We start from the raw sequence: 25,714 nt of genomic DNA, 5'->3' as shown, positions 1-25,714 counted from the left end.
CGCTTCTTCTCTTTTAAAATACGCAAAATCCGCCCCATCATCGCGCGCATCCTCCCGCCTCCAGTCGATCCAGCGGCTAGGACATCGATCCCCGGGCTCGATGACAGCCATGTGCCCGACCGGGCGACATCCTCATACCGTCCATGCGGGGTCGGGCGAATCCTATCCATCATAGGCGTGCCCTGCCCGCAGCCCCTCGCGCACCCGGTGCGCCACCTCCAGAAATACCGCAGAATCGCGAATATCCAGCGGCCGGTCTCTTGGCAGCGGGCTATCGATCACATCGGTGATCCGTCCGGGCCGCGGGCTCATCACCACGATTTTGCTACTCAGATAGACCGCTTCGGGGATTGAATGCGTCACAAAACAGATCGTCTTTTCGGTGCGCTTCCAAAGCGCCAGCAACTGCTCGTTCAGATGATCACGCACAATTTCGTCCAGCGCGCCGAACGGCTCGTCCATCAACAGGATGTCAGCATCAAAGGCCAGCGCCCGCGCAATCGACGCCCGCTGCTGCATCCCCCCAGACAACTGCCACGGGAATTTTTTCTCGAACCCGGTCAACTCGACCAGCTCGAGCACCCGTGCCACCCGTTCGGCCTGATCGGCGCGCGAATAGCCCATGATTTCCAGCGGCAGACGGATATTTCCGCCGATCGTGCGCCATGGGTACAGACCTGCTGCCTGAAACACATAGCCATACGCCCGGCTCAACCGCGCCTCGCGCGGCGACACGCCGTTGACGGTGATCGCGCCCCCCGTTGGCTGCTCCAGATCCGCCATGACCCGCAGAAAGGTCGTCTTTCCACAGCCAGACGGACCAATAAAGCTGACAAATTCACCCTTTGCGATATCAAGATCGACATCGCTCAGCGCCTGCACCGGCCCGTCTCCGGTCTGAAATGTCAGGTCAAGGTTACGGGCAGAGATCACAGCTTGCGTATCGCGGTCAATGGCCCGGTCTGCGTCTGGCGAAATAGACACGGCTAGCGCGGCCTCTCTAAAACAGAACTATATCCGGCCGAAATTTCCCACAAACCCAGGGACAGTTTCAACAGCAGACCCCGCACCAAACAGATCGCAATATTCGACTTGTCAGAAGCAACGCCAGCTGAATTGCGACCATCCGAATTTTGCTCGCTAAATACTCGCCCGCCCCTAGTCCGAGAATTACCAAAGATCAGTTCGACGATACCGGCAGTGAAACTGACCGGCACCGCTTTGTCTATCTGTTGCATCTCCCTAGACCCCGCTCGCCGGGATGCCGGTCCGCTCGACCTTGCGTGGCGCCGTCAGTTCTTTCCAGGATGACAGCGCCTTGTTCACAGTGCCCATCGGTGCGCGCGGTACAAACCGACCGTGTCCCTCCATCGGCTTGATCTGACCATCCAGGACGGCAACCCGGCCTCGGGTCAGGGTATACCGCGGCAGGCCTTTGACCTTCTTGCCTTCGAACACATTGTAATCAATGGCGGATTGCTGCGACGCAGCGGTGATGGTTTTTTCTTTCTCAGGGTCCAGAACCACGATATCCGCATCCGCACCCACCAGAATGGCACCCTTTTTCGGATACACATTCAGGATTTTGGCAATATTGGTCGACGTGACTGCGACAAATTCGTTCGGCGTCAGTCGACCCGTCGCAACACCATAGGTCCAGAGCATCGGCAGCCGGTCTTCCAACCCGCCGGTCCCGTTCGGGATCTTGGTAAAATCCCCTACACCATAGCGTTTCTGGTCGGTGGTGAACGCACAATGATCCGTCGCGACCACGGACAACGACCCTGACTGCAGCCCAGCCCACAGGCTGTCCTGATTGCGCTTGTCGCGGAATGGCGGCGACATCACCCGCCGCGCGGCGTGATCCCAGTCGGCATTGAAATACTCGCTCTCGTCGAGCGTCAGATGCTGGATCAGCGGCTCGCCCCAGACCCGCTTGCCCTGCATCCGCGCCCGCCGGATCGCCTCGTGGCTCTCTTCACAGCTTGTATGCACAACATAGAGTGGCACGCCCGCCATATCCGCAATCATGATCGCGCGGTTGGTGGCCTCTCCTTCGACCTGCGGCGGCCGCGAATAGGCATGTGCCTCGGGCCCATTGTTGCCCTCGGCCAGCAACCGCGCCGACAGCTCCGCCACCACATCGCCATTCTCGGCATGCACCAGAGGGATCGCGCCCAGTTCAGCGCAGCGCTGGAACGAGGCATACATCTCATCGTCATTCACCATAAGCGCGCCCTTGTAGGCCATGAAGTGCTTGAAGGTATTGATGCCCCTCTCGGTCACCACCTTCATGTCTTCAAATACTTTTTCGCCCCACCAGGTCACCGCCATATGAAAGGAATAGTCGCAATGCGCCCGGGTGGATTTGTTGTCCCACATCTGCAATCCGTCAAGCAGGCCCTGCCCGGGGCTTGGCAGACAGAAGTCCACCACCATCGTCGTTCCGCCCGCCAGCGCGGCGCGGGTCCCGCTCTCAAAATCATCCGCCGAATAGGTGCCCATGAACGGCATCTCAAGATGCACATGCGGATCAATCCCACCCGGCATGACATAGCACCCGGTCGCGTCGAGAACCTCGTCGCCGCTCAGCCCGATGCCGATCTCGGTGATCACGCCGCCTTCGATCAGAATATCCGCCTCATAGGTCAGATCCGCCGTCACGATTGTGCCGTTCTTGATGACTGTCGTCATTTCAGTCCCTTCCGATCCGCTACGGCTCGTGGCCGCACCCTTGTCTTCTTCTGTTCCCAAATATGCCGGGGGTCCGGGGGCAGAGCCCCCGATTTATCCTGCACCTTATTCGACGATTCCCGCCGTCTCGACCACCGCGTGCAACAGCACATCCGCCCCCGCTGTCGCCCACTGCTTTGAGATATCTTCAGCCTCATTGTGACTCAGCCCATCGACGCACGGGCACATGATCATAGCCGTCGGCGCCACCTGATTGATCCAGCAGGCGTCGTGCCCGGCACCCGAAATGATATCGCGGTGAGAATAGCCCAGACGCTCGGCGGCATCGCGGATCGCAGAAACACAGGTCGGATCAAAGGTCACCGGATCAAAGCCTCCGACCACTTCGAACTCGACACCAAGCCCCATATCGTCACAGATCTTCTGAGCGCCAACCTTGAGGCGCGCCTCCATGTCTTTGATCACTCCAAGATCCGGCGACCGAAAATCGACAGTAAAGACCGCTTTACCCGGAATCACGTTGCGCGAGTTCGGATAGACATCAATATGTCCTGCGGCCCCGACGGCATCAGGTTTGTGCGACCATGCAATCTCTTCGACCAATTCCAGCACCCGCGCCATCCCAAGGCCCGCGTTGCGCCGCATCGGCATCGGCGTGGATCCGGTATGCGCATCCTTGCCGGTGATGGTGACTTGCGTCCAGGACAGCCCCTGTCCATGGGTCACGACGCCAATGTCTTTGCCTTCGGCCTCGAGAATCGGACCCTGCTCGATATGCAGTTCGAAAAAGGCGTGCATCTTGCGCGCGCCAACAGGTTCATCGCCGCGCCAGCCGATCCGATCAAGTTCGTCGCCAAAGCGCAGCCCCTTTGCGTCTTCGCGGCTCTCGGCCCAGTCCTGCGCATGCACACCGGCAAAGACACCCGAAGCCAGCATGGGTGGCGCGAACCGGGCCCCTTCTTCGTTGGTCCAGTTGGTTGCCACAATCGGATGCCGGGTTTTGATGTCCAGATCGTTGAGCGTCCGCAGGAGCTCAAGCCCGCCCAAAACGCCCAGAACGCCGTCGTACTTGCCGCCCGTGGGCTGCGTGTCCAGATGTGAGCCCACGTAGACCGGCAACGCGTCGGGGTCAGTTCCGGCCCGCGTCGCAAACATATTGCCAAGTGCATCCAATCCCATGCTGCACCCTGCCGCCTCGCACCAGGACTGGAACAGCGCGCGACCCTCAGCATCCGCATCGGTCAGAGTCTGGCGGTTGTTGCCACCCGCGACACCGGGACCGACCTTTGCCATCTGCACCAGGGTCTCCCACAGCCGGTCGCCGTTTATCCTCAGGTTTTCGCCCGGTGCAGCCATGTCTTGTCCCCGTCACTTCCGACCAGGCAGGCATCTGTTGCCCCCGGCCCACATGTTTTTTACCATTTGGTCAAGACACGATTGCAATGCGTCATCAGACTGTCAAGGTTTCACTTGGGGCAATTGATAGCAACCGGTGGTCGCTGTCAGGCGCTGCATAATCCAGAAGCAAGACGGAATAGGACGCGACGCGGATGGCTACTGAAAATACTGAGAAAAAGCCAAGCCGCATTCAATTGCGCAACCGGCGCAAGATTCTGGACGCGGCGTTGGATGTATTTTCGCGCTACGGGTTTCGCGGCGCGACGCTGGACCAGATCGCCGAAACTGCAGGTCTGTCCAAGCCAAACATGCTCTATTACTTTGCCAGCAAAGAGGCGATCCATATCGAATTGCTCAACACCTTGATGGATGAGTGGCTGGCGCCGCTCGAAGAAATGGACCCGGAGGGTGCGCCGCTCGAAGAACTGCTACGCTACATCAGTCGCAAGATGGAGATGAGCCGCGCATACCCACGCGAAAGTCGGCTATTTGCCAATGAGATCACACAAGGGGCACCGCGGATCGGCCCACATCTGCACGCAAGACTGAAGCCACTGTTTGACGAGAAGTGCATTCTAATTCGCGGCTGGATGGATGACGGAAAGATTGCACAGATAGAACCCGAGCATCTGATCTTTTCGATCTGGGCGATCACTCAGCATTATGCAGATTTCGCCTCGCAGGTGCAGGTCCTGCTGCCCGATGTCGAAACGGCGCAAAAGGGTGCCGATCGACATGTGGAAATGCTGTTCAACAAACTGCTCAGCATATGACTTGAAACATCACTTACGAGGCATTTACCATTGTCCAGCTAAGTTTCGGAGCATGCAGGTTCACACATCCTCTCTTTCGCAACGCGCCCTCGAACAGATTGACCGGCCGGTCAATTTGGCTTGGATGTCACGGATCTTTTCCGCGCAAGCGGCCCACACTGGCGGCGTCGTTCGGCGCAAAATGCGTGATGTCCATCGAGAGGTCGGTCGCGAGGCTCTCATTGATGAAGTTCGGAGACGTGGTTTTCACCTCATCGCATGTGGCGACCAATACGTGATTATCTGCCACGACGGACATATGCGTGTAATATGCTAGGCTCTAAGAAAATTCTTACGAATTTTCGTTGATGCAGAGATATGGACCAAGATTTTTCGTACGAAAAATCTTGAGCTAAGGTCTACTCAGCGGCTTTGATAACGCCCGGATTGTTTGGGTGAGTCGTCCAATTGGCGTAGTGTGGATCTACCACTTTCCCAGTGCGCAGATCGATAGCACCTGGCTTCATTTCTTCCATTGTAATGCAGTCTTCTACTGGGCAAACATTGACACAGAGGTTGCAGGCGACACATTCGTCATCCTTCACCGAAAATACCCTATCAGCTGTCATTGCAATCGCCTGATGCGAGGTATCTTCACAGACCGCAAAGCAGCGACCGCAGGAAATGCACAGATCCTGATTAATTTTTGCTTTGGCAATATAGTTCAGGTTCAAATGCTGCCAGTCGCACAGATTCGGTACCGCCTTGCGCACCAGTTCCGATGTGGCAACCATCTCTTTGCGATCCATGTAGTCGGAAAGGCCAGAGATCATCTCTTGCACCACCTTGAAACCATAGGTCATCGCCGCCGTGCAGACCTGAACATTACCGGCACCAAGCGCCATGAATTCGGCAGCATCCTTCCAAGTAGTCACACCCCCAATTCCGCTGATCGGCAGATGTGCCATTTCAGGGGTACGCGCGATCTCGGCCACCATATTAAGAGCGATAGGCTTAACCGCGGGCCCGCAATAGCCCCCGTGCGCGCCCTTGCCGTCGATGGTCGGTTCCGGTGCATAGAGATCCAGATCGACCGACGTGATCGAATTGATCGTGTTGATCAGCGACACGGCGTCGGCACCGCCGTTAAGCGCGGCAAGCGCCGGCTGTTTTATGTCGGTGATATTCGGAGTGAGTTTTACGATGCAGGGCATCCGTGTGTTCTGTTTGACCCAGCGTGTCACCATCTTAATGTACTCTGGCACCTGGCCGACCGCAGAGCCCATACCGCGTTCAGACATACCATGCGGGCAGCCGAAGTTCAGCTCAACTCCGTCGGCGCCCGTCTCTTCGACCAGTGGAAGGATTGCCTTCCATGCCTCTTCGACACAGGGCACCATGAGCGAAACGACCAACGCTCGATCGGGATAGTCGCGCTTGACCGCTTTGATCTCACGCAGGTTGACCTCGAGCGGGCGGTCGGTGATCAGTTCAATATTGTTGAGCCCCAGCAGCCGCCGGTCCGCCCCCCAGATTGCGCCGTAACGCGGACCATTGACGTTGACGACCGGTGGCCCGGCTTCGCCAAGGGTTTTCCAGACCACGCCACCCCAGCCAGCCTCAAAGGCACGGCGGACGTTGTATTCCTTGTCTGTTGGTGGCGCCGAAGCCAGCCAGAAGGGGTTCGGGCTCTTAATGCCTACGAATTCGGTTGTCAGATCAGCCATTTGCGTACCTCCTGTCGGGTGGAAATCACTCTGCCACCGCCATCAGTTTTGCGTGAATATCCTCAGCAGCGTCGCGCCCCTCAGCCACGGCGGTCACCGTCAGATCGTCTCCGCCTGCGGCGCAATCGCCGCCTGCCCAGACCAGATCCAACGATGTTCGTCCAGCGGTTGATACAGCGATCTTGCGCCCGTCCAACGCTGGCAGATCAACATCCTCAAGCGATTGACCAATCGCCTTGAACACCTGATCGGCAGCCAGACGGAACTTTTGGCCAGTAGGAGTCAACGCATCGTCCGTATACTCAAACTCGATCTCGCGCACGGCACCGTTTCCATACACAGCCACAGGCGACGCATTGGTGATAATCCGCACCCCCTTTGAGGCGGCCAGATCCTGCTCGAACCGGCTCGCATTCATCCTTGACTGCCCACGGCGGTACACGATCGTGACATTCAGCGCGCCCAGTAGCCGCGCCTGCACAGCTGCGTCCACGGCAGTCATCCCGCCCCCGATCACCACAACATCGCGCCCCACTGGCAACGCCGTCATATCCTTGGTCTGGCGCAGGTCGGCGATGAAATCCACGGCATCCGATACCCCGGACTTGTCCGCGCCAGGCGTATCAAATCCGTTAACGCCCCCAAGCCCGACGCCAAGGAACACCGCATCGTAATCGGCCCGCAGGGATTCAAGCGCCACATTCTGGCCCAGCGCGATCCCTGTCCGTATGGTTATGCCACCAATCTTGAGCAGCCAATCGACCTCACGGGCGGCGAAATCGTCGGTCGCCTTGTAAGCCGCAATGCCGTATTCGTTCAGCCCGCCTGCCTTGGGTCGCGCATCCAGGATCTCGACCTGATGCCCATACATCGCCAAGCGATGCGCGCAGGCTAGTCCTGCCGGACCGGCCCCAACGACGACAACCCTTTTGCCGCTGTCGACGTTACGAACAAAGGGGTGAATCCCCTGCTCCATCAGCCCATCAGTGGCATAGCGTTGAAGCCGCCCGATATCCACCGGCTTGCCTTCGGCCGCTTCGCGCACGCACGCCTCTTCACACAGCGTCTCGGTCGGACAAACACGCGCGCACATACCCCCCAAGATATTCTGGCTCAGGATCGTTTTTGCGGCAGCATCCGGCGTGCCCGTGGCGATCTGCCGGATAAAGAGCGGAATGTCGATATCGGTCGGACAGGCGGTGATGCAGGGCGCATCGTGGCAGAAATAGCAGCGATCAGAAGCGACCAGCGCCTCGTGATCGTTCAGCACCGGGTGCAAATCAGCAAATCCCGCGGCAATATCAGCAGCACCAAGCCGCCCGGGCACCACGCCTGTCGCAAACGCTTTTCCGTCCATCTGTCGCCACTCCGTGAGCCGTATTTGTCAGAAAAGGCTGTCATAGGTTAATTTTTTTATCAACTGGTAAAAATTATATGTCGAGCAAGCACCCCACCACCGGGAAAACTGCCTGTTTTTTCACCGTTTCAGCCATGCAATTCCAAGGATGCGGCTATTCCAACCTGTCTGTGGTCGCCGAGGGCAGGCGGGCATATGTTGGCTGCAACACAGACATAAGGATATGAACAATGGCAACTGCATTTGTCGAACCACACGCCCACGCCGAAGCCCCTAATCGCGGCAACGTCATCGGCGAAATTTTCAAGACCATCGGTCGCGGCCTCGTCCGTATCGCTGAGAGCAACCGCAAGATCCAGGAAGTAGAGCGCCTGCAAGCGATGAGCGACGAACAACTCGCCAACCGAGGGCTGAAGCGTGACGAAATCGTACACTACGTCTTCCGTGACATGTTCTACCTCTGACGCCACGTTCAGAGGTTGTGCGGACACAAAAAAGCCGCGCCCTTCGGGGCGCGGCTTTTTTGTTTGTCGATCATTTGACGCAAAACCGGGCCGGGTAAGGGGAATCCCCTCGCCCGGACCCGGCCTCGGGATCAGTTCTGTGCGTAATATTCGATGACCAGATTAGGTTCCATCACAACCGCATAGGGCACATCCGACAGACCCGGCGCACGCACAAAGGTGCAGCTGAGTTTGTTGTGGTCTACTTCCATGTAGTCAGGAACATCGCGCTCGCTCAGGCTGACGGCCTCAAGGATCGCTGCCATCTGCTTGGATTTCTCGCGAACGGCGATCACATCACCCTCTTTCACGCGGTACGACGGGATGTTCACACGCTGGCCGTTCACGGTCACATGGCCGTGGTTCACGAACTGGCGTGCGGCAAACACGGTTGCCACAAACTTGGCGCGATAGACCACAGCGTCGAGACGACGCTCGAGCAGACCAACCAGCAACTCACCGGTGTCACCGCGCTGACGCTCTGCATCGCGGAAAATGCGGCGGAACTGCTTTTCGGTCAGGTCGCCATAATACCCCTTCAGTTTCTGCTTGGCGCGCAGCTGCAAGCCAAAGTCCGAAACCTTGCCTTTGCGGCGCTGACCGTGCTGGCCTGGGCCGTATTCACGACGGTTCACCGGGGACTTGGGGCGGCCCCAGATATTTTCGCCCATGCGGCGGTCAATTTTATACTTGGCAGAGGTGCGTTTGGTCACCGTCTGATCTCCTTCTTAGGGGTGTGACTGAACCAGCTTTAGACTGGTCGCGGCACGATGAAGGGCGTTGTCCTCTGGGCCGAAACCCCGACAGGAATCCCTTTGCAGGGCCCACCAACACCAATGAAAGCGCGCTTATAGGCGCTACATGCGCGGTGTCAACCGGCATCCCGGCGCCAGGCGTGACCTAGCCCCTGCGCCCAGCAGAATAGCTCCAATTGACCGGGCCTAGTGAATTTAAACCTTGCTTAAACCTTGTGGCGTGAAGATGGCCGTCAAGAATTGGAGGTTCAGGTGACACCACAAGGTTTCAGAGACGCTGACCCGCAGACGTCAGACCCAATATCAGAGGCCGTCGCGACGCGCGATAGCACTATTCTGGGCATGGTAAGGGACGCAGTTCGCCACGGCCATGTGCTGTTGGCGTTCCAGCCGGTGGTACAGGCCAGCCGCCCAGATCACATCGCCTATCACGAGGCGTTGATTCGAGTCCTGGACGAAACCGGGCGCATCATTCCGGCGCGGGAGTTCATTGCCGCGGTGGAAGAAACCGAAACCGGGCGGATCATAGACTGCATCGCGCTGGAAAAGGGACTTGCCGAGCTGGAGAATGAGCCATCGCTGCGGCTTGCCATCAATATGTCGGCGCGTTCAATCGGTTACAAGAAATGGATGCATATCCTCACATGCGGTTTGAACCGCAACCCTCTGATCGCGGAACGGCTGATTCTGGAAATCACCGAAAATTCTGCCATGCTGGTGCCGGAATTGGTGGTCACATTCATGCAGGACCTCCAGCGGCATGGCATTTCCTTTGCCCTGGATGATTTCGGCGCGGGCTACACTGCGTTCCGCTATTTCAAGGACTTCAGCTTTGATATTCTCAAGATCGACGGCCAGTTTATTCGCGGAATCGCGAGTGATTGCGACAATCAGGTAATCACCCGGGCCATGCTGCTGGTGGCACAACAGTTTGACATGTTCACGGTGGCGGAATTTGTCGAAACGGCTGCGGACGCGGCGTTTCTTGAACAGATGGGCGTCGATTGCCTGCAGGGGTATCACTACGGGGCGCCAACCGTCGCACCGCCATGGCAACAGCGCCTTCCAAAGCGCGCCAAGGCCTGACATGCGGCCCTCTATAGCCGGTGATCACAGCGCAGCGATCAGGCTCGCCTGATTCGGTAAGTGCCGTCAGCACCAGCCCACATTTATAACGGCCTCGCCAGCCCCGAGGATGCACCCAATCCGCGATAGCCCCTTGACGTACCGGAACAGGAAAGGTTTCTGGGGGCGAGGCAAAGCGCATCGGCGCTTGGCCAGGAACCTGCTGGAGGACCACACATGACCAATGTCGTAATCGCATCTGCCGCCCGGACGGCTGTCGGTAGCTTTGGCGGATCTTTCGCCAATACGCCCGCGCATGATCTGGGGGCAGCCATGCTCGAAGCGCTGGTCGCGCGCGCCGGAATCGAAAAGGACGCAGTGTCAGAGACCATTCTTGGCCAAGTCCTGACAGCCGCACAGGGCCAGAACCCCGCCCGTCAGGCCCATATTAACGCCGGATTGCCCAAAGAAGCCGCCGCCTGGAGCATCAATCAGGTCTGTGGCTCGGGCCTGCGCGCGGTTGCCCTTGGGGCCCAGCACATTCTGCTTGGCGATGCCGACGTCATCTGCGCCGGCGGTCAGGAAAACATGTCAATGTCGCCCCATGCCGCCAACCTGCGTCAGGGTCACAAGATGGGTGACATGACCTATATCGACACGATGATCCGTGACGGCCTTTGGGATGCGTTTAACGGCTACCACATGGGGCAGACCGCCGAAAACGTTGCGGATCAGTGGCAGATCACGCGCGAGATGCAGGATGCATTTGCCGTCGCCAGCCAGAACAAGGCCGAGGCCGCGCAAAAGGCCGGCAAATTCGATGACGAGGTGATCGCCTTTACCATCAAGACCCGCAAGGGCGAAACCGTGGTCGACAAAGACGAATACATCCGTCACGGCGCTACCATGGAAGCGATGCAAAAACTGCGCCCCGCGTTTACCAAGGACGGTTCGGTTACAGCGGCCAATGCTTCGGGCCTGAATGACGGCGCGGCTGGCGTGTTGCTGATGACGGCGGACAATGCCGAAAAGCGCGGGATCGAACCGCTGGCACGGATCGTGTCCTATGCCACTGCCGGGCTTGATCCTTCGATCATGGGCGTCGGCCCGATCTATGCGTCGCGCAAGGCGCTGGCCAAGGCCGGCTGGAAGGCCGAAGATCTTGATCTGGTCGAGGCGAATGAGGCGTTTGCCGCTCAGGCCTGCGCCGTGAACAAAGACATGGGCTGGGATCCGGCGATTGTAAACGTCAATGGCGGCGCCATCGCCATTGGCCATCCGATCGGGGCCTCTGGCGCCCGCGTTCTCAACACTCTGCTGTTCGAGATGAAGCGGCGCGGTGCCAAGAAAGGCCTTGCTACCCTGTGCATCGGCGGCGGCATGGGTGTCGCGCTCTGCGTCGAGCGTCCGTAAAAGGCTGTTATTACGACACAAACCGGGGGCGCTTTAGGGCGCCCCTTGGCATGTCTGCGGCCAGAAAGATGGGAAAAACCGTAAATGCCGCAGCGCGGCGTTGTAATATTATTGCGCCAGGCAATTCAATCCGATAGCAAAGTTACAAAGATCAGCCAGAACTGGAGGAAAATATGGCAAGAGTTGCACTCGTCACCGGAGGAAGCCGTGGCATCGGCGAATCGATTTCCAAAGCACTGCAAGCGGCCGGTTACAGCGTCGCCGCAACCTATGCCGGCAACGATGAAAAAGCCGCAGCCTTCACCGCAGAGACGGGGATCAAGACCTACAAATGGAACGTCGCCGACTATGACGCGTCAAAGGCCGGTTTGGCCCAGGTCGAAGCCGATCTTGGCCCGATCGACGTGGTTGTTGCCAATGCCGGCATCACTCGCGACGCGCCATTTCACAAGATGACACCCGAGATGTGGAACGACGTTATCGACACCAATTTGACCGGTGTTTTCAACACCGTTCACCCCATTTGGCCAGGAATGCGGGAACGCAAGTTCGGCCGTGTCATCGTGATCAGTTCGATCAACGGCCAAAAGGGTCAGTTCGCACAGGTCAACTATGCCGCGACCAAAGCGGGTGATCTTGGCATCGTCAAGAGTTTGGCCCAAGAAGGTGCTCGCGCCGGCATCACTGCCAACGCCGTCTGCCCCGGCTATATTGCCACCGAGATGGTCATGGCCGTGCCAGAAAAAGTCCGAGATTCGATCATCGCGCAGATCCCAACCGGGCGTCTTGGCGAACCCGAAGAAATTGCCCGCTGCGTGGTATTTCTTGCCTCGGACGACGCTGGCTTTATCAACGGCTCGACCATCTCGGCCAACGGTGCCCAGTTCTTTGCCTGACATCCGACAAAAGCCATAACCCGTGAAGGGTCAGAACCAATGCCCCGGTCACAACAAGACCGGGGCATTTTACGTCCCCAACCAGATCGCACACGCATATGCCATTCCAGCGCTATCGTTCTGGATGAACTAAAAACAGCAACCTGGTCATCGTGAAGCTGAGAGGCGTTAACTCCGTGCCAAAGCCTACGATCAACAGCTGTTTGCCCGCGCGGCGCGGCTTTTCTGTCGTGGCTGAAATCAGAAATACCCAAGCGCCTCGGTTCTGATCTCACTGGGCGAATGGATCAAATGCGTCCCTCTGCCGAAGGACAATGAGCCCGGCACAGTTTGCGCCGGACCCAAGCGTCGTCAGTGCATCGTCTGTGGCGACAGTCGTGCAATCTCTTCCTTGAGTCGCAACTTCTGCTTTTTCAGCTCAGAAATATGCATGTCGTCAATACCAGGGGCGCGTTGCGCCTGTTCTACGGCGTCCGAGAGGGATTGGTGCTTTTTCTTCAGTTCCTGCAGGTGCGAACTCAAGCTCATATTATCCTCCTGAATGTTGTATGGATCTTCAGTCGATCACAGAAATCAGATTCTGTCACCTAGCTGTGGCAATAAACGGTTACCAAATTGTTACATTGTAATTCATCGCCACAAAATCAAGACGCAAACCCGAGGGCTGCAGCATCGCGCAGCACCGCGCGGATTTCAGGCCGGTAATGCTCCCTATCGCCCGGATGAGCATGACCTTCGTGCAATATCAATGACTTGTGCAAGCGGAATGCCGCCCGTCCGCCCTGCCTGCCACGCACCAGAACCAACTTGGGGTCGCGGTCAGCACGTGGGGACAGCGGCAGCACCTCAACAGCCCCCAGAGATGCGCAAAAAGCCGCCAACAGGTCTGGCAGACGACTGGCGCGATGGATCATCGTGACCGAACCGCCGGGCCGGGTGCGGCGCGCAGCAGTGGCGACCCAGAACGACAACGGCGTGTCCTCAGCCAGCCCGGCCTCGCGCCCAGGATCTATGGCGGCCGTTCGGGCGGTGGCGTCAAAATAAGGTGGATTGGCCATCACGTGGTGGAATTGTCGCTGCGAAACCGGCACAGGAAGCAACGTCAGATCAGCGGTTACAATCGTGGCATTGACGGTATTCTGCATCGCGTTGCGCCGCGCCAGCGTGGCATAGGCCGCCTGCCTTTCGACCCCGACCAGATCCAATTCTGGCACACGTGCGGCCAGACAGCACATCGCCGGACCCGCGCCGCACCCAAGTTCCAGCACAGTTTCGCCGCGCCGCGCAGGCACAGAAGCGGCCAGCAGCACCGGATCGATGCCCGCGCGATACCCCCTGCGCGGCTGCCACAACCGCACCCGTCCGCCCAAAAAGTCGTTGCAGACCAGCGCATCCTCAGGGAAATCCCCGGCCTCCACCGCCTAGCGCGCCTCGAACCGGACCCCGTTGAGGCGCAGAATGCGGCGGGCATCGTTCAGATCGGCGCTGCGCACCATCAGACGGCGCGGCAAAATGCCAATGGACCCTTCGAGGATGCTCATATTTACGTCCAATTCAAAGCTGGCTATACCCTCGTCCTCAAGAAGACCTTGAGCCCGCGGGATCAGCGTGATGTCATTGGTGCGCAAGAGTTCTTCCATACAGAAGATTTAGGGATCGGGCGCGCAGTTGTCGAGCCTTGTCCGGGGGAAAGGGTATGAGCTTGGACCACGTCGCAGCGAAACCGCATGAACGTCTGGCCACGGCTCTGTCGGCAGAGCTGGCCGAAGTCAACACGCTGATTCGGGTTCGAATGGCATCGAAACACGCCCCCCGCATCCCCGAGGTGACAGCCCATCTGGTCGAGGCTGGCGGCAAACGTCTGCGTCCGATGCTGACCCTCGCTGCGGCCCGGATGTGCGGCTATGACGGGCCGTTCCATGTGCATCTGGCTGCGACGGTTGAATTCATCCACACTGCGACCCTGCTGCATGACGACGTAGTGGACGAAAGCGGCCAGCGGCGCGGACGACCCACGGCGAACCTGCTGTGGGACAACAAGTCGAGTGTTCTGGTCGGGGACTATTTGTTTGCCCGGTCGTTCCAGTTGATGGTTGAAACCGGATCGCTGCGGGTTCTGGACATCCTAGCCAACGCATCGGCCACCATTGCCGAGGGCGAAGTGCTGCAACTCTCAGCCGCGCGGGATCTGCGCACAGACGAAGCGATCTACCTGCAAATCGTACGCGGCAAAACGGCGGCACTGTTTTCCGCTGCAACCGAAGTGGGCGGCGTCATCGCCAATGCCGAGGAATCCGTGATCCGGTCGCTGTTTGACTACGGCGACGCGCTGGGGATCGCCTTTCAGATTGTCGATGACCTGCTGGATTATCAGGGCGACAGCAAGGCCACAGGCAAGAATGTCGGCGACGATTTCCGCGAACGCAAACTGACGCTGCCGGTGATCAAGGCAGTGGCCAAAGCCGAAGCCACCGAGCGCGCCTTTTGGTCCCGCGTGATCGAGCGCGGCAAGCAGGAAGACGGCGATCTTGAGCACGCAATTTCCCTCCTCAACCATCATGGCGCGCTTGAGGAAACGCGTCAGGATGCGTTGACATGGTCGGCCAATGCCAAAGCAGCGTTACAGGCCCTGCCCGCGTCAGACCTGCGGGACATGCTGACAGATCTGGCCGATTACGTTGTTGCGCGGCTAAGCTGAGGCGCAGCCAACCCCAACAGTGCGCGTCGCCACCACCCACCAGTCCGGGTGTTGCGCGCCGATCTGACGGGCGGCGTCCTGCGCTGCGGCGGCGGATCGGTACAGCCCGAAACAGGTCGCGCCCGATCCGGACATACGCGCCACCTGCGCACCGGCTAGTGCATCAAGGGCACGCGTGATGGTCGGTGCCGCCGTGCACGCTGCTGGTTCGAGGTCATTGCTCTGAATGGCCAGCCAATTGACAAAATTCTGCCTGTCGGACCAGCCGTCACACCGCTCCATCCCCGGATTATCGCGCCACGCAAGCGCGCGGAACACCTCTGGGGTTGCCACGTGAATGCCGGGGTTGACCAGCACGAGGTCAAGCTGCGGAACCGGCCAGACGCGCTCAAGTCGTTCGCCTATTCCTGACATCCGCTGCGGTGCGCTGCTCAGACAGACCGGCACATCAGCCCCAAGGGCAAGTGCGGCGTCCAACCCGATTCCTGACCGCACATCATCACCGAACAACGACCGCAGCACCGCCGCCGCATCCGCCGATCCACCGCCAAGCCCGGCGCCGTGAGGTAAGTTCTTTTCCAGAACGATCCGACCCGTCCAGCCCGCAGCCACTGCCGCACGCCAGACCAGATTGCGTGCATCCAGTGGCACACCGGCGGCAAACGCCCCCGAAACCTCAATCGTCAGTGCAGATCCAGGCGTCAGGACCAGTTGGTCGCCGACATCGGCAAACACCACCAGCGAATCCAGCAGGTGATACCCATCCGGTCTCTGGCCAGTGACGTGCAGGGTCAGGTTGATCTTGGCGGGCGCAAACGCCTTAGTCACTCGGGACAGCACTGTCCTGAGCAACCTCAAGCGGCGGCGACCCCTCTTCGCGCAGGACCTGATCCAGCCCAACGGCGATCTTTTGCCGGATACGGTCCGTGTCGGCCTCTTCTGACGCATCCTCCCAATCGGCAAAGGACAGCGCGCGTTTCCATTGGAACTGCGCTTCGAGCTTGCGTCCCACCGCCCAATAGACATCGCCAAGATGATCGTTCACCACCGGATCGACCGCCATCAACTCGGCTGCGTGTTCCATATGTCCGACCGCCTCTTGATAGCGACCCAGTCGGTACAGCACCCAGCCCAGCGAATCGACGATATACCCAGCGTCGGGTCGCGCAGCGACGGCCCGTTCGATCATGTTCAGCGCCTCATCCAGCTTTTGCTGCTTCTCGACCAGCGAATAGCCAAGATAGTTCAACACCTGGGGCTGTTCGGGGTTCAGCTCTAGCGCGGCGCGGAAATCGGCCTCGGATTCGTCCCAGTGGTCGAGACGTTCATGACTGATCGCACGAGCGTAATACAGAAACCACTGCGTGACATTGGGTTCGTCAAAGGTATCCAGCGCGCGGGTATAGGCGGTAATCGCGTCTTCGAAATGTTCCTGCTGGCGCAACAGGTCGCCCAGCGTCGATTGCACCAGCGGCAGGTCGCCATGCGTTTCAGCCAGTTGTTCCAGCACTTCGACAGCTGCATCCACCTTGCCCGAGGCACGCAACGCATTGGCGCGACCCAGTTCAGCAGCGTAATATGCCGGATTGTCGCGCGGAACCTGTTTGTAGGCCGCCACCGCAAGATCATTCTGTTCCAGCTTTTCCAACAGCTCGGCGCCCAGAAGTAACGCATCGACGTGATCGGGGCGCAGGTAGACTGCAACACGGGTGTAAAGCAGGGTAAAATCGTCGTTCATCTCGTTCGACAGCGCCCCGGCGAGGGTATAGAACACCTCGGCCAACCCATCGCGTGCGCCGCTGATGTGGGAAAACGGCAGTCGGGTGCCAGCCGCTAGATCTGCCCGCAACGTGCTGAGTCCCGGATCGGGATCGGGACCAAAACTTTCGTCAATCATCGCGACCGCATCAGCGTTGCGATCCAACTGGCTGAGGATCTCGGCCCGCGCCACGGTGCCCCGGCGCGTCATCTGCATGCCCCCGGCAGTGCCTGCGGCAAAGATCGTCTCGGCCCCCTCAAAATCACCGACTGACGCCAGCGCCAGCGCCTTGTGATAGGCGGCAAACGGCCCCATGCCATCAATGGTCGCCACCTCGTCGAATTTGACGAGGGCGGCGCTCAGGTCGCCCTGCCCCAGTTCTGACCAGGCCTGCACGAGCCCGTCAATCAGCACGCCGACGCCCTTGTTTGCATCGACCTGTTTGAGGATCGCACTGTAATTCTCGGATGCGGCAAGGCCCGCCATCTGTGCCATATACCCGATCTGACTGCTAAAGCCGCCGTCGGACAATTGATCCGCCAGCGCAATCGCGCGGTCAAAATCGCCCAGCGACAGATTGGCAAGAACCCCGCGCTCCATCAGATCGCCATTGCCGGGGTCCAGCAGGATCGCCTGACCGTAATATTTGGCTGCAGCCTTGTAATCGCCGGAGTAGTTCGCCTGACGTGCTGCCAGATAGTCGCCCGAAATGCCCGCGGCAGTGCCTGCTGCCGGAGCGCCCAGAGCTGCGGCCAGAACGACGCCACGCAGCAGCTGGTTTGCCCAATTGGTCATGTTGCCTCACTCTGCCATGATCTGTTTGGAGCGAGACTAGCCGCAGAGCGCTGAACGCGCAATGCAGAGCACCGAAATCCAACAAAAGCAGCGAAAACGTTCCCGTGATCGTCTGAAACGGCAGCAAGACACAGAAACGCCGGAAACCGTTTCGTAAGCCCCCAACGCAAAAAACAGTTACATATTGGGATAGTTCGGCCCGTCGCCACCCTGCGGCACGGTCCAGACGATGTTCTGGCTAGGGTCCTTGATATCGCACGTCTTGCAATGGACGCAGTTCTGAAAATTGATCACGAAACGGGGATCCTTGCCCTCTTCGCGCACCACCTCATAGACGCCAGCCGGGCAATAGCGTTGCGCCGGTTCGGCATAGGCTGGAAGGTTGGTGCCGATCGGCACCCAGGGATCCCTGAGCTTAAGATGCGCGGGCTGGTTTTCTTCGTGATTGGTAAAACTGAAGGACACGTTGGTCAGCCGGTCAAACGACAGTTTTCCATCGGGTTTGGGGTAATCAATCGGCTCGAACAGGCTTGCCCTACCGGTCGCAGCGGCGTCGGTTTTGCCATGCCCGACAGTGCCTAGCAGCGAAAACCCCAAGGTGTTGGTCCACATGTCGAACCCACCCAGCGTCAGCGACGCCACAAGACCGAACTTGGACCACAAAGGTTTGACATTGCGCACCTTTTTCAGGTCCGCTCCGATGTCACCATTGCGTACCTCTTTCTCATATGCGATCAATTCGTCGGACCCACGACCCACCTGAATGGCGGCATGGGCCGCCTCGGCCGCTGCCTTGCCTGACAGCATCGCGTTGTGGTTGCCCTTGATCCGCGGCACGTTGACCATGCCGACAGAACAGCCCAGCAACGCCACGCCCGGCGCCACCATCTTGGGCATCGACTGATAGCCACCTTCTGAAATCGCCCGCGCGCCATAGGCCACACGTTTGCCACCCTTCAGCAATTCTGCGACCATCGGGTGATGCTTGAACCGCTGAAATTCCATGTAGGGATACAGATGCGGGTTCTTGTAGTTCAGATGCACCACAAAGCCGACATAGACCTGATTATTCTCAAGATGATAGATGAACGACCCGCCGCCGGCGTTGCTGCCCAGCGGCCAGCCCATGGTATGGGTCACGGTGCCTTCGCTATGCTTGGCCGGGTCAATCTCCCAGATTTCTTTCATGCCAAGGCCGAATTTCTGCGGTTCCTTGCCTGCGCTCAGGTCGTATTTATTGATGACTTCCTTGGCCAGAGATCCACGCACCCCCTCGCTCAGGAACACATATTTGCCCAGCAACTCCATCCCCGGTTCATAGCCATCGCCGGGGGTGCCGTCGGGGTTTCGGCCAAATTCACCCGCGACCACACCGCGCACTTCGCCATTGTCGCCATAGACCATCTCGGAACAGGCCATTCCGGGGAAAATCTCGACCCCCAACTCTTCGGCCTGTTCAGCCATCCAGCGGCAGACATTGCCCATGCTGACAATATAATTGCCGTGGTTCGACATCAGCGGGGGCATCGGAAAGTTGGGGATACGAATCTTGCCCGCCTCGCCCAGCAGATAAAAATTGTCCTCACGCACAGGGATCTTGACCGGCGCGCCTTTGGTTTTCCACTCCGGAATCAACGCGTCTAGCCCGCGGGGATCCAGCACCGCGCCCGACAGGATATGCGCGCCAACCTCAGAGCCTTTTTCCAGCACCACGACGTTCAGATCCGCGTCGAGCTGTTTAAGACGGATGGCGGCAGACAGGCCCGCAGGCCCCGCTCCCACGATCACCACGTCATACTCCATCGCTTCGCGTATCACATCACCCATAACAGACGGCTCCCCATGCTATCCACGGGCCCCGGCTGACCCGTCTATTTTCTTCCGGGAATCGCTACCTCAGGGGCAGCCGCAGTTCAATTGCACACCGCGTAAAATGCCCCGGACGCGACCATTACACACGTCTTTGGCGATGCCAACTGCACAATCGTCGTTCAATCAACCGGCAAAGGCCCGCCGCCCGGTCTATGATTCTGGCTTGCATTCTGCGCGCGCCAATGCACAGTTAACGGCGATTGTTGACACACACCCACCGCCGTCCGGGAACGGGCGCGCGGTACATTTTTTGGTAGGACCATGGACAAGATCCCGATGACCCGCGCCGGGCACACGGCGCTCGAAACCGAGCTGAAGACGCTCAAATCCATTGAACGCCCCGCGATCATTCGCGCGATCGCCGAAGCCCGCGAACATGGTGATCTGTCCGAAAATGCCGAATATCATTCTGCCCGCGAAAAGCAGTCCTTTATCGAAGGTCGTGTGAAAGAACTCGAAGGCATTATCGGTCTGGCCGAAGTGATTGACCCGCAAAAGCTGTCGGGGTCGATCAAATTCGGCGCCACCGTGAGCTTGGTGGACGAGGATACCGACGAGGAAAAAACCTGGCAGATCGTCGGCGAGCAGGAGGCAAGCATCGAAAAAGGCCTGTTGAATATACGCTCGCCCATCGCCCGCGCGCTGATCGGCAAGGAAGAAGGCGACAGCGTCGAGGTCAAGACTCCCGGCGGCGTCAAATCTTACGAAGTGCTCAAGATCGCGTATATCTGACAGAGCGAGGGGCCCATGGCCGACAGCAACGATGCCCGCACCACGCCGCTCGGTCTTTATGACCGACGCGCTGGCAGCGCTGTAACCGGGATCGAGATCACCGCCCTCGTGCTCAGCGGGCTATGGCTGGTGCTCGCGGGGGGGTATTTTCTGTTGCGTGCCACTGATGGCGCCGACGGTCTGCGGCAGATGCTGACCGTGATAACGCTGTTCCTGCCGGTGGCAATGATCTGGGTCGGGGCGACGGCAACCCGCGCCAGCCGCGTGATGCGCGAAGAAAGCGCGCGGTTGCAAAGCGCGATCGACGCGATCCGCCACGCGTATGTCGCGCAACAACAGCAATCCGCGCACGACACCACCAGCCCCTCCATCGCGAAAAAGCTCGACGATATTGCGGCAGCGCAGAAAAAGGCCGAGACGGCGTTGGCGATGTTCACCTCGATACGTGTGCCGCATCCAAACACCGTCGCGCCCAAGCCCGTCGCCCAGCCAGCTGGCGGCAGTGATCAACCTGGCCTGGCACTCGGCACGCCGGCCGAATCTCTCGCGCCGCCGCTGACGAACACCGACCTGATCCGCGCGCTGAATTTTCCCGACACAGCCGAGGACACAGCAGGCTTTGCTGCCTTGCGCCGCGCCTTGCGCGACCGACCGTCTGCGCAACTAGTGCAGGCCAGCCAGGATGTACTGACCCTGCTCAGCCAGGATGGCATCTATATGGACGACCTGCGCCCCGATCAGGCCCGCCCCGAGGTCTGGCGCCACTTTGCTGCCGGTGATCGTGGCCGTGCCATCGCCGCCCTTGGCGGCGTGCGCGACCGGTCGTCGCTCGCGTTGACGGCGGGCCGGATGAAACAGGACCCGATTTTTCGCGACGCCGCGCATCATTTCCTGCGCCTTTTTGACAAAACATTCGCCCGCTTCGAGGGCAACGCAAGCGACAGTGACATTTCAGAGTTTTCCAACACCCGCACCGCCCGCGCCTTTATGTTACTGGGCCGTGTCGCCGGGACGTTCGATTGACACGCGCAGCACACGTGCTCCGCTAGGTTACATCTGTTTCAGCCTACAAACCGAAACTGCCGAACGGGATATACCGCACTGGATCACCGGGCTGGACGTGACATGCGCCGTCTTCCAGCTCGACCAGCCCCTCGGCCCAGCTCAGTCCGCTGATCCGCCCAGATCCCTCCGAGCGGAACACCTCAACCTTGCCGTTGCGTACCCGCGCCCGCAGATACTCCCGCCGCCCCGGCTTTTTTCGCTTTTCAAAGTTTGCGGGCAGATCATATCCGACCGGATCGTGCCAGCCCTCGCCCGACAGAATGCCCATCGCGGGCCGTGCAAACACGAGTGCGCAAACCAGTGCCGCCACCGGATTGCCCGGCAAACCAAAGACCGGCACACCCTGCCACAACCCAAGCACCAGCGGACGCCCCGGCTTTAACGCTATCCGCCACTCCTGCAGGGCACCGCTCTCGCGCATCAGGGCGGACACATGGTCCTCATCCCCCGCCGAAGCGCCGCCTGAAGTCAGAATTACATCCGCTTGCTGCGCAGCTTGATCCAGTGTGTCGCGCAAAACAGCGCGGTTATCCGGCAACCGCCCCAGATCAACAGAGGTAAAGCCCCAGCGTGCCGCCATCGCGAGCAGCATCGGTCGGTTTGCATCGTAAATCTGGCCTTGCTCGGCTGCGGCGCCTGCTTCGACCAGTTCATCACCGGTTGAGATCACCGCCACCCGCAACCGCGCAAATACCCGCAAACTACCGTGCCCGACCGCTGCGGCCAGCGCCAGATCAGCCGGGGTCAGAATCCGCCCCGCCGACAGCACCAGCGCACCCCGCGCCACATCTTCGCCAGCCTCACGCGTATTCGCCCCGCGCCGCAATGCGCCACGAAAGGCAATTTCACCAGTGCCGCGGGTGACATCTTCATCCAGCACAACCGTGTCGACGCCCGCAGGCAAATCAGCGCCGGTCAGCACCCGCAGCGCACGGCCCTCTGGCACCACACCGTCAAAGGGTTTTCCGGCCGCTGATCGTCCCGCCATCAGCGGCAGCACCTGCGGACCCTCGCCAACCGACCCTGCGGCAAAACCATACCCATCCACAGCTGTGTTGCGATGCGGCGGGTTCGACCGGCGCGCCATCAGATCATGCGCCAGCACCCGCCCCACCGCCTGCATCACTGGCACGTCTTCCTGTAGAACAACAGGATGTAACCCAGTGCGCAACAACCCCAGTGCCTGATCCACCGGCGTCCAGTCGATTCCAGCAGGCAGCGCAAAGCAATCGTTGCGCAGTGGCGGGGGCTGTAATTCCGGGCGCGTTGCGGCGCTATCCACCAGCCGATGTTCATACCCGAGCCCGAGGATCCAACCCTCCTCCGGCGCGCTCACCAGCAGCATTTCGTCCAATTCTCGCGCTGGTAGCGCTGACAATACCCGCGCCAGCGTCGCCACCTGATACGCATCCTTGATAACGCCCTCCGGCGGCTTTGAAACCGACAGCGACGGCCACACCTCGACGAGCGCAATCTCCCGATCCGGTGTCTCGAATGGCCACGCGGACGCCCGACCAGCAAAGGCCCTGCGCAATCGTGCAAGCACCGGCAACCCCATGAACACCTGACTGCCGACCGATCCGGCCCCCGCCATCTGCCAACAGGTAAAGGCCCCCGGCGCCTGTAATTCCGCCTGTCGGCGATCAGCAAACGGGTTGGAATAACGCGCCTTGTTCCGCGGTAAACCATCGACATCGCGGCGCAGGCCATTGCCCCAGAACGGCCCCTGGCCCCCAAAATTCTGGTTGATCCGCCCGGCAAGATCAAAGCGGTTGTTGGCTTTGGGAGCATCCTCAATGCGCGCTTCGAACCAATCCCAAAGGGCCAGCGGATCACTTGCGCCGGTTAGCGCCTCAGCCATCCCAGCAGGATAGCCAAACGGAAAATCAAACCCGGCCAATACCCGCCGTCCGGCAGCCAGTTCGGCCTCGATAAGGTCATGCAACCACATCTCGGCCACCTGCCGGTTGCGCAGATAGACCGGCTCCTTGGATACACCAGAACGCGCCACGCAACCCCAAATAGCATCCGGCTTTGGTGTCAGCCCGCGGTCGTTACCACCTGACCAGTCGACTACCACAATCGTATCAAACCGGCTCACGGTCTGCCCCCTGACAGGCCAACCTCCCGCAGGATGAAGTCAGCAATCGAGATGGTGTCATTCAGATCAAAGACCGCGCGATCACTCTCCAGCGGCACGTCACTGGCGATCGCCCGAATCGTCGGATCGCCCGGCGCGATCAGAGGGTTGCCAGTCTCGGCGCGAAACGCCTCGATCTTGGGATGCGGATCGCGTTTGTAACCTTCGACCAACACCAGATCAACCGGCGCGAGCCGGGTCAGCAGCGCCTCTAAGGCGAACTCATCTGCCCCGCGCAATTCAGTCATCAACGCCACGCGGTTACGCGAACTCAACAGAACCTCTTGCGCGCCGGCCTGGCGATGGCGGAAACTGTCCTTGCCCGCATGATCCACGTCAAAGCTGTGATGCGCATGTTTGACGGTCGAAACGGACAGACCGCGACCAGTGATTTCGGTCACAAGGCGCTCCATTAATCCGGTTTTGCCCGCATTCTTCCAGCCGGTCACCCCATAGAGCTTCATGCCATCATTGCCTCAGCCTGCGCCAGATCCTGCGGCGTGTTGACGTTAAAGAAAGGGTCCCCCCCGGTCACAGGAAACACCGCTTCGCGCCCGTTATGCTGATCGGTCCAGCGCACGACCTTGCGCATGCCATCCCGCAAGGCAGCGCGCAGATCCTCGCGTAGCGACACGGGCCAAAGGCCAAAGGTCGGATGCCGCGCCGTACCGCGTTCGGCGTCCGGGGTTGCGGCCAGCACCAGCGGCGCCGCCATGCCTTCTGCTGCGAGCAGCAGCCGCGGCACCAGATCGCATGGGAAAAACGGGGTATCAGCAGCCACCGTGACAACCGCCTCGGCGCCCGCCGCGGCGGCCCAATCAAGCCCGGCCAACACCCCGGCAAGCGGCCCCGGAAACTCGGCAATGGAATCCGAAATCACCGGCAAGCCATAGGTTGCGAACCGCGCCGCATCGCCATTCGCATTCAGAGCCACATTCGCGACCTGCGGTTCTAGCCGCTCGACAACGTGGGATAACAGTGGTCGACCAGCGAGTGACAGCAGACCCTTGTCCCCGCCGCCCATACGCCGCGCGAGTCCCCGGCCAAAATCACACCCAGCGGCTGGATCATGTCATTCGCCCTGTCACGCGCGGCCAAGAAAATTTTGAATTTTCTTGTAAAAATTTTTGATAAAAATTTTGGCCCCAGCTCATCGGCCCGTCCGTTCACGGCCCACACGGCGTCCCTCCTCAGGGATCTCATCGGGGGTAATATCGCGTACCAGCCGCCCCTCACCGCTCAGACAGACAAAGCGTCGCCCCCGCATCCGTCCGATGCAAGTCAGCCCGACCTGCCGCGCGATCTCGACTCCCCAGGCTGTAAAGCCGGAGCGCGACGCCAGCACCGGGATTCCCATCAGCGCAGTTTTGATCACCATCTCAGATGTCAGTCGCCCCGTGGTGTAGAGGATCTTGTCCTCGGCTTCGACGCCGTGTTTCAACATCCAGCCCGCAATCTTGTCCACCGCATTGTGACGTCCGACATCCTCCATGTAGACCAAGGGCCGGTCCTGACAGCACAGCACCGTGCCATGGATCGCGCCCGCCTCAAGGTACAGCGACGGCGTGGTGTTGATGCGCGCCGCCAGCGCATAAAGCCAGGACAGGCGCACCGGGGACCCTGGCAGATGGATTCCGTCAAGCCCCTCCATCATGTCACCAAAGACCGTACCCACGGCGCAACCGCTGGTGCGGGTCTTTTTACGCATCTTGTCCTCATAGGTGGTCTGGCTGGCAGTGCGCACCACAACGACGCCCAACTCTTCGTCGTAGTCGACGCCTGTCACATCGTCACCGTCGCGCAGCATGCCCTGATTGCGCAAAAATCCCAGCGCCAGATATTCTGGATAGTCGCCAATGGTCATGGCTGTCACGATTTCCTGCGCATTCAGGTAAATCGTCAGCGGCCGCTCTTCAACCACATGCAGCGCCACCTCGGCCCCGGCCTGATCCCGCCCGGTCATTGCCCGTGTCAGCCCCGGTGCCTGAGGATTCGGAGCGATCAGGTAGGTGTCATCATTCGGCAATGTTTCGGGGGAGACGGGCAATTGCATCTTTCCTGTACTGTGGCTAGGTCTGTGCCAAACACGGACA

Annotated in this window: 24 protein-coding genes and 1 pseudogene; 8 read left to right on the top strand and 17 right to left on the bottom strand. The window is 59.7% G+C overall.

The features are described 5' to 3' along the window. Positions 1–162: 162 nt before the first annotated feature. The 3 genes from IMCC21224_RS07205 to IMCC21224_RS07195 form a co-directional block, all read right to left on the bottom strand. Positions 163–984 carry an ABC transporter ATP-binding protein gene (locus IMCC21224_RS07205; RefSeq protein ID WP_231582029.1) on the bottom strand — a complete coding sequence of 274 codons (822 nt, stop codon included), beginning with the start codon at positions 982–984 and terminating at the stop codon, positions 163–165. 258 nt (positions 985–1,242) lie between these two features. Continuing rightward, a complete protein-coding gene (gene hydA, locus IMCC21224_RS07200; RefSeq protein ID WP_047994775.1) occupies positions 1,243–2,694 on the bottom strand; it encodes a dihydropyrimidinase in 1,452 nt (483 codons plus the stop codon). Between the two features lie 105 nt (positions 2,695–2,799). After that, on the bottom strand, positions 2,800–4,050 hold the full coding sequence (locus IMCC21224_RS07195) for a Zn-dependent hydrolase (RefSeq protein ID WP_047994774.1): 1,251 nt from the start codon (positions 4,048–4,050) through the stop codon (positions 2,800–2,802). Positions 4,051–4,244: 194 nt separating this feature from the next. On the opposite strand from IMCC21224_RS07195, the gene IMCC21224_RS07190 reads away from it, so the two are divergent. Beyond that, on the top strand, positions 4,245–4,865 hold the full coding sequence (locus IMCC21224_RS07190) for a TetR family transcriptional regulator C-terminal domain-containing protein (RefSeq protein ID WP_047994773.1): 621 nt from the start codon (positions 4,245–4,247) through the stop codon (positions 4,863–4,865). Positions 4,866–4,992: 127 nt separating this feature from the next. Here the strand turns inward: IMCC21224_RS07190 and IMCC21224_RS27695 are convergent, their stop codons facing one another. From IMCC21224_RS27695 to IMCC21224_RS07180, 3 genes are all read right to left on the bottom strand, one after another. Continuing rightward, entirely contained in the window at positions 4,993–5,163 is a 171-nt protein-coding gene (locus tag IMCC21224_RS27695; RefSeq protein WP_197089180.1) for a hypothetical protein, read from the bottom strand. Positions 5,164–5,263: 100 nt separating this feature from the next. Continuing rightward, on the bottom strand, positions 5,264–6,571 hold the full coding sequence (gene preA / locus IMCC21224_RS07185; RefSeq protein ID WP_047994772.1) for an NAD-dependent dihydropyrimidine dehydrogenase subunit PreA: 1,308 nt from the start codon (positions 6,569–6,571) through the stop codon (positions 5,264–5,266). Between the two features lie 25 nt (positions 6,572–6,596). Next, positions 6,597–7,928, bottom strand: a complete 1,332-nt coding sequence (locus IMCC21224_RS07180) for an NAD(P)-dependent oxidoreductase (RefSeq protein WP_047994771.1) — start codon at positions 7,926–7,928, stop codon at positions 6,597–6,599. Between the two features lie 230 nt (positions 7,929–8,158). Here IMCC21224_RS07180 and IMCC21224_RS07175 point away from each other — a divergent pair, with 230 nt between their 5' ends. Then, positions 8,159–8,392 (top strand): hypothetical protein, encoded by a 234-nt coding sequence (locus tag IMCC21224_RS07175; RefSeq protein ID WP_047994770.1) that lies wholly within the window; start codon positions 8,159–8,161, stop codon positions 8,390–8,392. Between the two features lie 131 nt (positions 8,393–8,523). Here the strand turns inward: IMCC21224_RS07175 and rpsD are convergent, their stop codons facing one another. After that, on the bottom strand, positions 8,524–9,144 hold the full coding sequence (gene rpsD / locus IMCC21224_RS07170) for a 30S ribosomal protein S4 (RefSeq protein ID WP_047994769.1): 621 nt from the start codon (positions 9,142–9,144) through the stop codon (positions 8,524–8,526). Between the two features lie 384 nt (positions 9,145–9,528). Between rpsD and IMCC21224_RS07165 the strand changes: the two genes are divergently transcribed. From IMCC21224_RS07165 to phbB, 3 genes are all read left to right on the top strand, one after another. Continuing rightward, complete coding sequence (locus IMCC21224_RS07165; protein ID WP_082135153.1) at positions 9,529–10,272, top strand: EAL domain-containing protein; 744 nt, start codon at positions 9,529–9,531, stop codon at positions 10,270–10,272. Between the two features lie 216 nt (positions 10,273–10,488). Continuing rightward, positions 10,489–11,664 (top strand): acetyl-CoA C-acetyltransferase, encoded by a 1,176-nt coding sequence (locus tag IMCC21224_RS07160; protein WP_047994768.1) that lies wholly within the window; start codon positions 10,489–10,491, stop codon positions 11,662–11,664. Between the two features lie 173 nt (positions 11,665–11,837). Further along, the gene (gene phbB / locus IMCC21224_RS07155) at positions 11,838–12,560 is read left to right on the top strand and encodes an acetoacetyl-CoA reductase (protein WP_047994767.1); all 723 of its coding nucleotides are present in this window, start codon (positions 11,838–11,840) and stop codon (positions 12,558–12,560) included. Positions 12,561–12,911: 351 nt separating this feature from the next. Here the strand turns inward: phbB and IMCC21224_RS26980 are convergent, their stop codons facing one another. The 3 genes from IMCC21224_RS26980 to IMCC21224_RS07145 all read right to left on the bottom strand — a co-directional run bounded on the left by IMCC21224_RS26980 (position 12,912) and on the right by IMCC21224_RS07145 (position 14,200). Beyond that, positions 12,912–13,088: a YdcH family protein gene (locus IMCC21224_RS26980; RefSeq protein WP_082135152.1), complete on the bottom strand. Its 177-nt coding sequence runs from the start codon at positions 13,086–13,088 to the stop codon at positions 12,912–12,914. A 116-nt stretch (positions 13,089–13,204) separates the two neighbouring features. Continuing rightward, on the bottom strand, positions 13,205–13,978 hold the full coding sequence (locus tag IMCC21224_RS07150) for a tRNA1(Val) (adenine(37)-N6)-methyltransferase (RefSeq protein WP_047994766.1): 774 nt from the start codon (positions 13,976–13,978) through the stop codon (positions 13,205–13,207). A 3-nt stretch (positions 13,979–13,981) separates the two neighbouring features. Then, positions 13,982–14,200, bottom strand: a complete 219-nt coding sequence (locus IMCC21224_RS07145) for a DUF2007 domain-containing protein (RefSeq protein ID WP_047994765.1) — start codon at positions 14,198–14,200, stop codon at positions 13,982–13,984. Positions 14,201–14,256: 56 nt separating this feature from the next. Here IMCC21224_RS07145 and IMCC21224_RS07140 point away from each other — a divergent pair, with 56 nt between their 5' ends. After that, a complete protein-coding gene (locus IMCC21224_RS07140) occupies positions 14,257–15,258 on the top strand; it encodes a polyprenyl synthetase family protein (RefSeq protein ID WP_047994764.1) in 1,002 nt (333 codons plus the stop codon). Here the strand turns inward: IMCC21224_RS07140 and IMCC21224_RS07135 are convergent. The 3 genes from IMCC21224_RS07135 to IMCC21224_RS07125 form a co-directional block, all read right to left on the bottom strand. Further along, the gene (locus IMCC21224_RS07135) at positions 15,250–16,086 is read right to left on the bottom strand and encodes a 4-(cytidine 5'-diphospho)-2-C-methyl-D-erythritol kinase (protein WP_047994763.1); all 837 of its coding nucleotides are present in this window, start codon (positions 16,084–16,086) and stop codon (positions 15,250–15,252) included. The two genes, IMCC21224_RS07140 and IMCC21224_RS07135, sit on opposite strands and share 9 nt — an antisense overlap. After that, positions 16,079–17,812, bottom strand: coding sequence for a tetratricopeptide repeat protein (locus IMCC21224_RS07130; protein WP_047994762.1), 1,734 nt, complete (start codon positions 17,810–17,812; stop codon positions 16,079–16,081). The genes IMCC21224_RS07135 and IMCC21224_RS07130 overlap by 8 nt, the downstream gene beginning before the upstream one ends. Positions 17,813–17,989: 177 nt before the next feature. Then, complete coding sequence (locus tag IMCC21224_RS07125; protein ID WP_047994761.1) at positions 17,990–19,639, bottom strand: electron transfer flavoprotein-ubiquinone oxidoreductase; 1,650 nt, start codon at positions 19,637–19,639, stop codon at positions 17,990–17,992. Between the two features lie 306 nt (positions 19,640–19,945). Here IMCC21224_RS07125 and greA point away from each other — a divergent pair, with 306 nt between their 5' ends. Continuing rightward, entirely contained in the window at positions 19,946–20,416 is a 471-nt protein-coding gene (gene greA, locus IMCC21224_RS07120) for a transcription elongation factor GreA (RefSeq protein ID WP_047994760.1), read from the top strand. 15 nt (positions 20,417–20,431) lie between these two features. Next, positions 20,432–21,439: a hypothetical protein gene (locus IMCC21224_RS07115; RefSeq protein ID WP_047994759.1), complete on the top strand. Its 1,008-nt coding sequence runs from the start codon at positions 20,432–20,434 to the stop codon at positions 21,437–21,439. 43 nt (positions 21,440–21,482) lie between these two features. On the opposite strand, the gene glp is transcribed toward IMCC21224_RS07115, so the two are convergent. From glp to IMCC21224_RS07095, 4 genes and pseudogenes are all read right to left on the bottom strand, one after another. After that, complete coding sequence (gene glp, locus IMCC21224_RS07110) at positions 21,483–23,582, bottom strand: gephyrin-like molybdotransferase Glp (protein WP_047994758.1); 2,100 nt, start codon at positions 23,580–23,582, stop codon at positions 21,483–21,485. After that, entirely contained in the window at positions 23,579–24,085 is a 507-nt protein-coding gene (mobB, locus tag IMCC21224_RS07105; RefSeq protein ID WP_047994757.1) for a molybdopterin-guanine dinucleotide biosynthesis protein B, read from the bottom strand. Before mobB ends, glp begins: the two co-directional genes overlap by 4 nt. Then, positions 24,082–24,692 (bottom strand): annotated as a pseudogene (mobA, locus tag IMCC21224_RS07100) (molybdenum cofactor guanylyltransferase MobA). Before mobA ends, mobB begins: the two are co-directional and overlap by 4 nt. Before the next feature lie 79 nt (positions 24,693–24,771). Continuing rightward, complete coding sequence (locus IMCC21224_RS07095) at positions 24,772–25,674, bottom strand: formate dehydrogenase accessory sulfurtransferase FdhD (RefSeq protein WP_047994756.1); 903 nt, start codon at positions 25,672–25,674, stop codon at positions 24,772–24,774. Positions 25,675–25,714 lie beyond the last annotated feature (40 nt).

Source organism: Puniceibacterium sp. IMCC21224 (assembly GCF_001038505.1).
Classification (GTDB): Bacteria; Pseudomonadota; Alphaproteobacteria; order Rhodobacterales; family Rhodobacteraceae; genus Puniceibacterium.
The sequence above is the reverse complement of the archived record's forward strand: the minus strand, read 5'-3'. Positions and strand labels throughout refer to the sequence as shown.

Bases quoted from the DNA above. Each gene is read 5' to 3' on its own strand.
- IMCC21224_RS07180 (WP_047994771.1), bottom strand. From the start codon at position 7,928: ATGGACGGAAAAGCGTTTGCGACAGGCGTGGTGCCCGGGCGGCTTGGT.
- IMCC21224_RS07175 (WP_047994770.1), top strand. From the start codon at position 8,159: ATGGCAACTGCATTTGTCGAACCACACGCCCACGCCGAAGCCCCTAAT.
- IMCC21224_RS07130 (WP_047994762.1), bottom strand. From the start codon at position 17,812: ATGACCAATTGGGCAAACCAGCTGCTGCGTGGCGTCGTTCTGGCCGCA.
- IMCC21224_RS07165 (WP_082135153.1), top strand. From the start codon at position 9,529: ATGGTAAGGGACGCAGTTCGCCACGGCCATGTGCTGTTGGCGTTCCAG.
- IMCC21224_RS27695 (WP_197089180.1), bottom strand. From the start codon at position 5,163: ATGTCCGTCGTGGCAGATAATCACGTATTGGTCGCCACATGCGATGAG.
- IMCC21224_RS07195 (WP_047994774.1), bottom strand. From the start codon at position 4,050: ATGGCTGCACCGGGCGAAAACCTGAGGATAAACGGCGACCGGCTGTGG.
- IMCC21224_RS07160 (WP_047994768.1), top strand. From the start codon at position 10,489: ATGACCAATGTCGTAATCGCATCTGCCGCCCGGACGGCTGTCGGTAGC.
- preA (WP_047994772.1), bottom strand. From the start codon at position 6,571: ATGGCTGATCTGACAACCGAATTCGTAGGCATTAAGAGCCCGAACCCC.
- IMCC21224_RS26980 (WP_082135152.1), bottom strand. From the start codon at position 13,088: ATGAGCTTGAGTTCGCACCTGCAGGAACTGAAGAAAAAGCACCAATCC.
- IMCC21224_RS07125 (WP_047994761.1), bottom strand. From the start codon at position 19,639: ATGGGTGATGTGATACGCGAAGCGATGGAGTATGACGTGGTGATCGTG.
- greA (WP_047994760.1), top strand. From the start codon at position 19,946: ATGGACAAGATCCCGATGACCCGCGCCGGGCACACGGCGCTCGAAACC.
- phbB (WP_047994767.1), top strand. From the start codon at position 11,838: ATGGCAAGAGTTGCACTCGTCACCGGAGGAAGCCGTGGCATCGGCGAA.
- IMCC21224_RS07190 (WP_047994773.1), top strand. From the start codon at position 4,245: ATGGCTACTGAAAATACTGAGAAAAAGCCAAGCCGCATTCAATTGCGC.
- IMCC21224_RS07145 (WP_047994765.1), bottom strand. From the start codon at position 14,200: ATGGAAGAACTCTTGCGCACCAATGACATCACGCTGATCCCGCGGGCT.
- mobB (WP_047994757.1), bottom strand. From the start codon at position 24,085: ATGAAGCTCTATGGGGTGACCGGCTGGAAGAATGCGGGCAAAACCGGA.
- hydA (WP_047994775.1), bottom strand. From the start codon at position 2,694: ATGACGACAGTCATCAAGAACGGCACAATCGTGACGGCGGATCTGACC.
- IMCC21224_RS07115 (WP_047994759.1), top strand. From the start codon at position 20,432: ATGGCCGACAGCAACGATGCCCGCACCACGCCGCTCGGTCTTTATGAC.
- IMCC21224_RS07140 (WP_047994764.1), top strand. From the start codon at position 14,257: ATGAGCTTGGACCACGTCGCAGCGAAACCGCATGAACGTCTGGCCACG.
- IMCC21224_RS07095 (WP_047994756.1), bottom strand. From the start codon at position 25,674: ATGCAATTGCCCGTCTCCCCCGAAACATTGCCGAATGATGACACCTAC.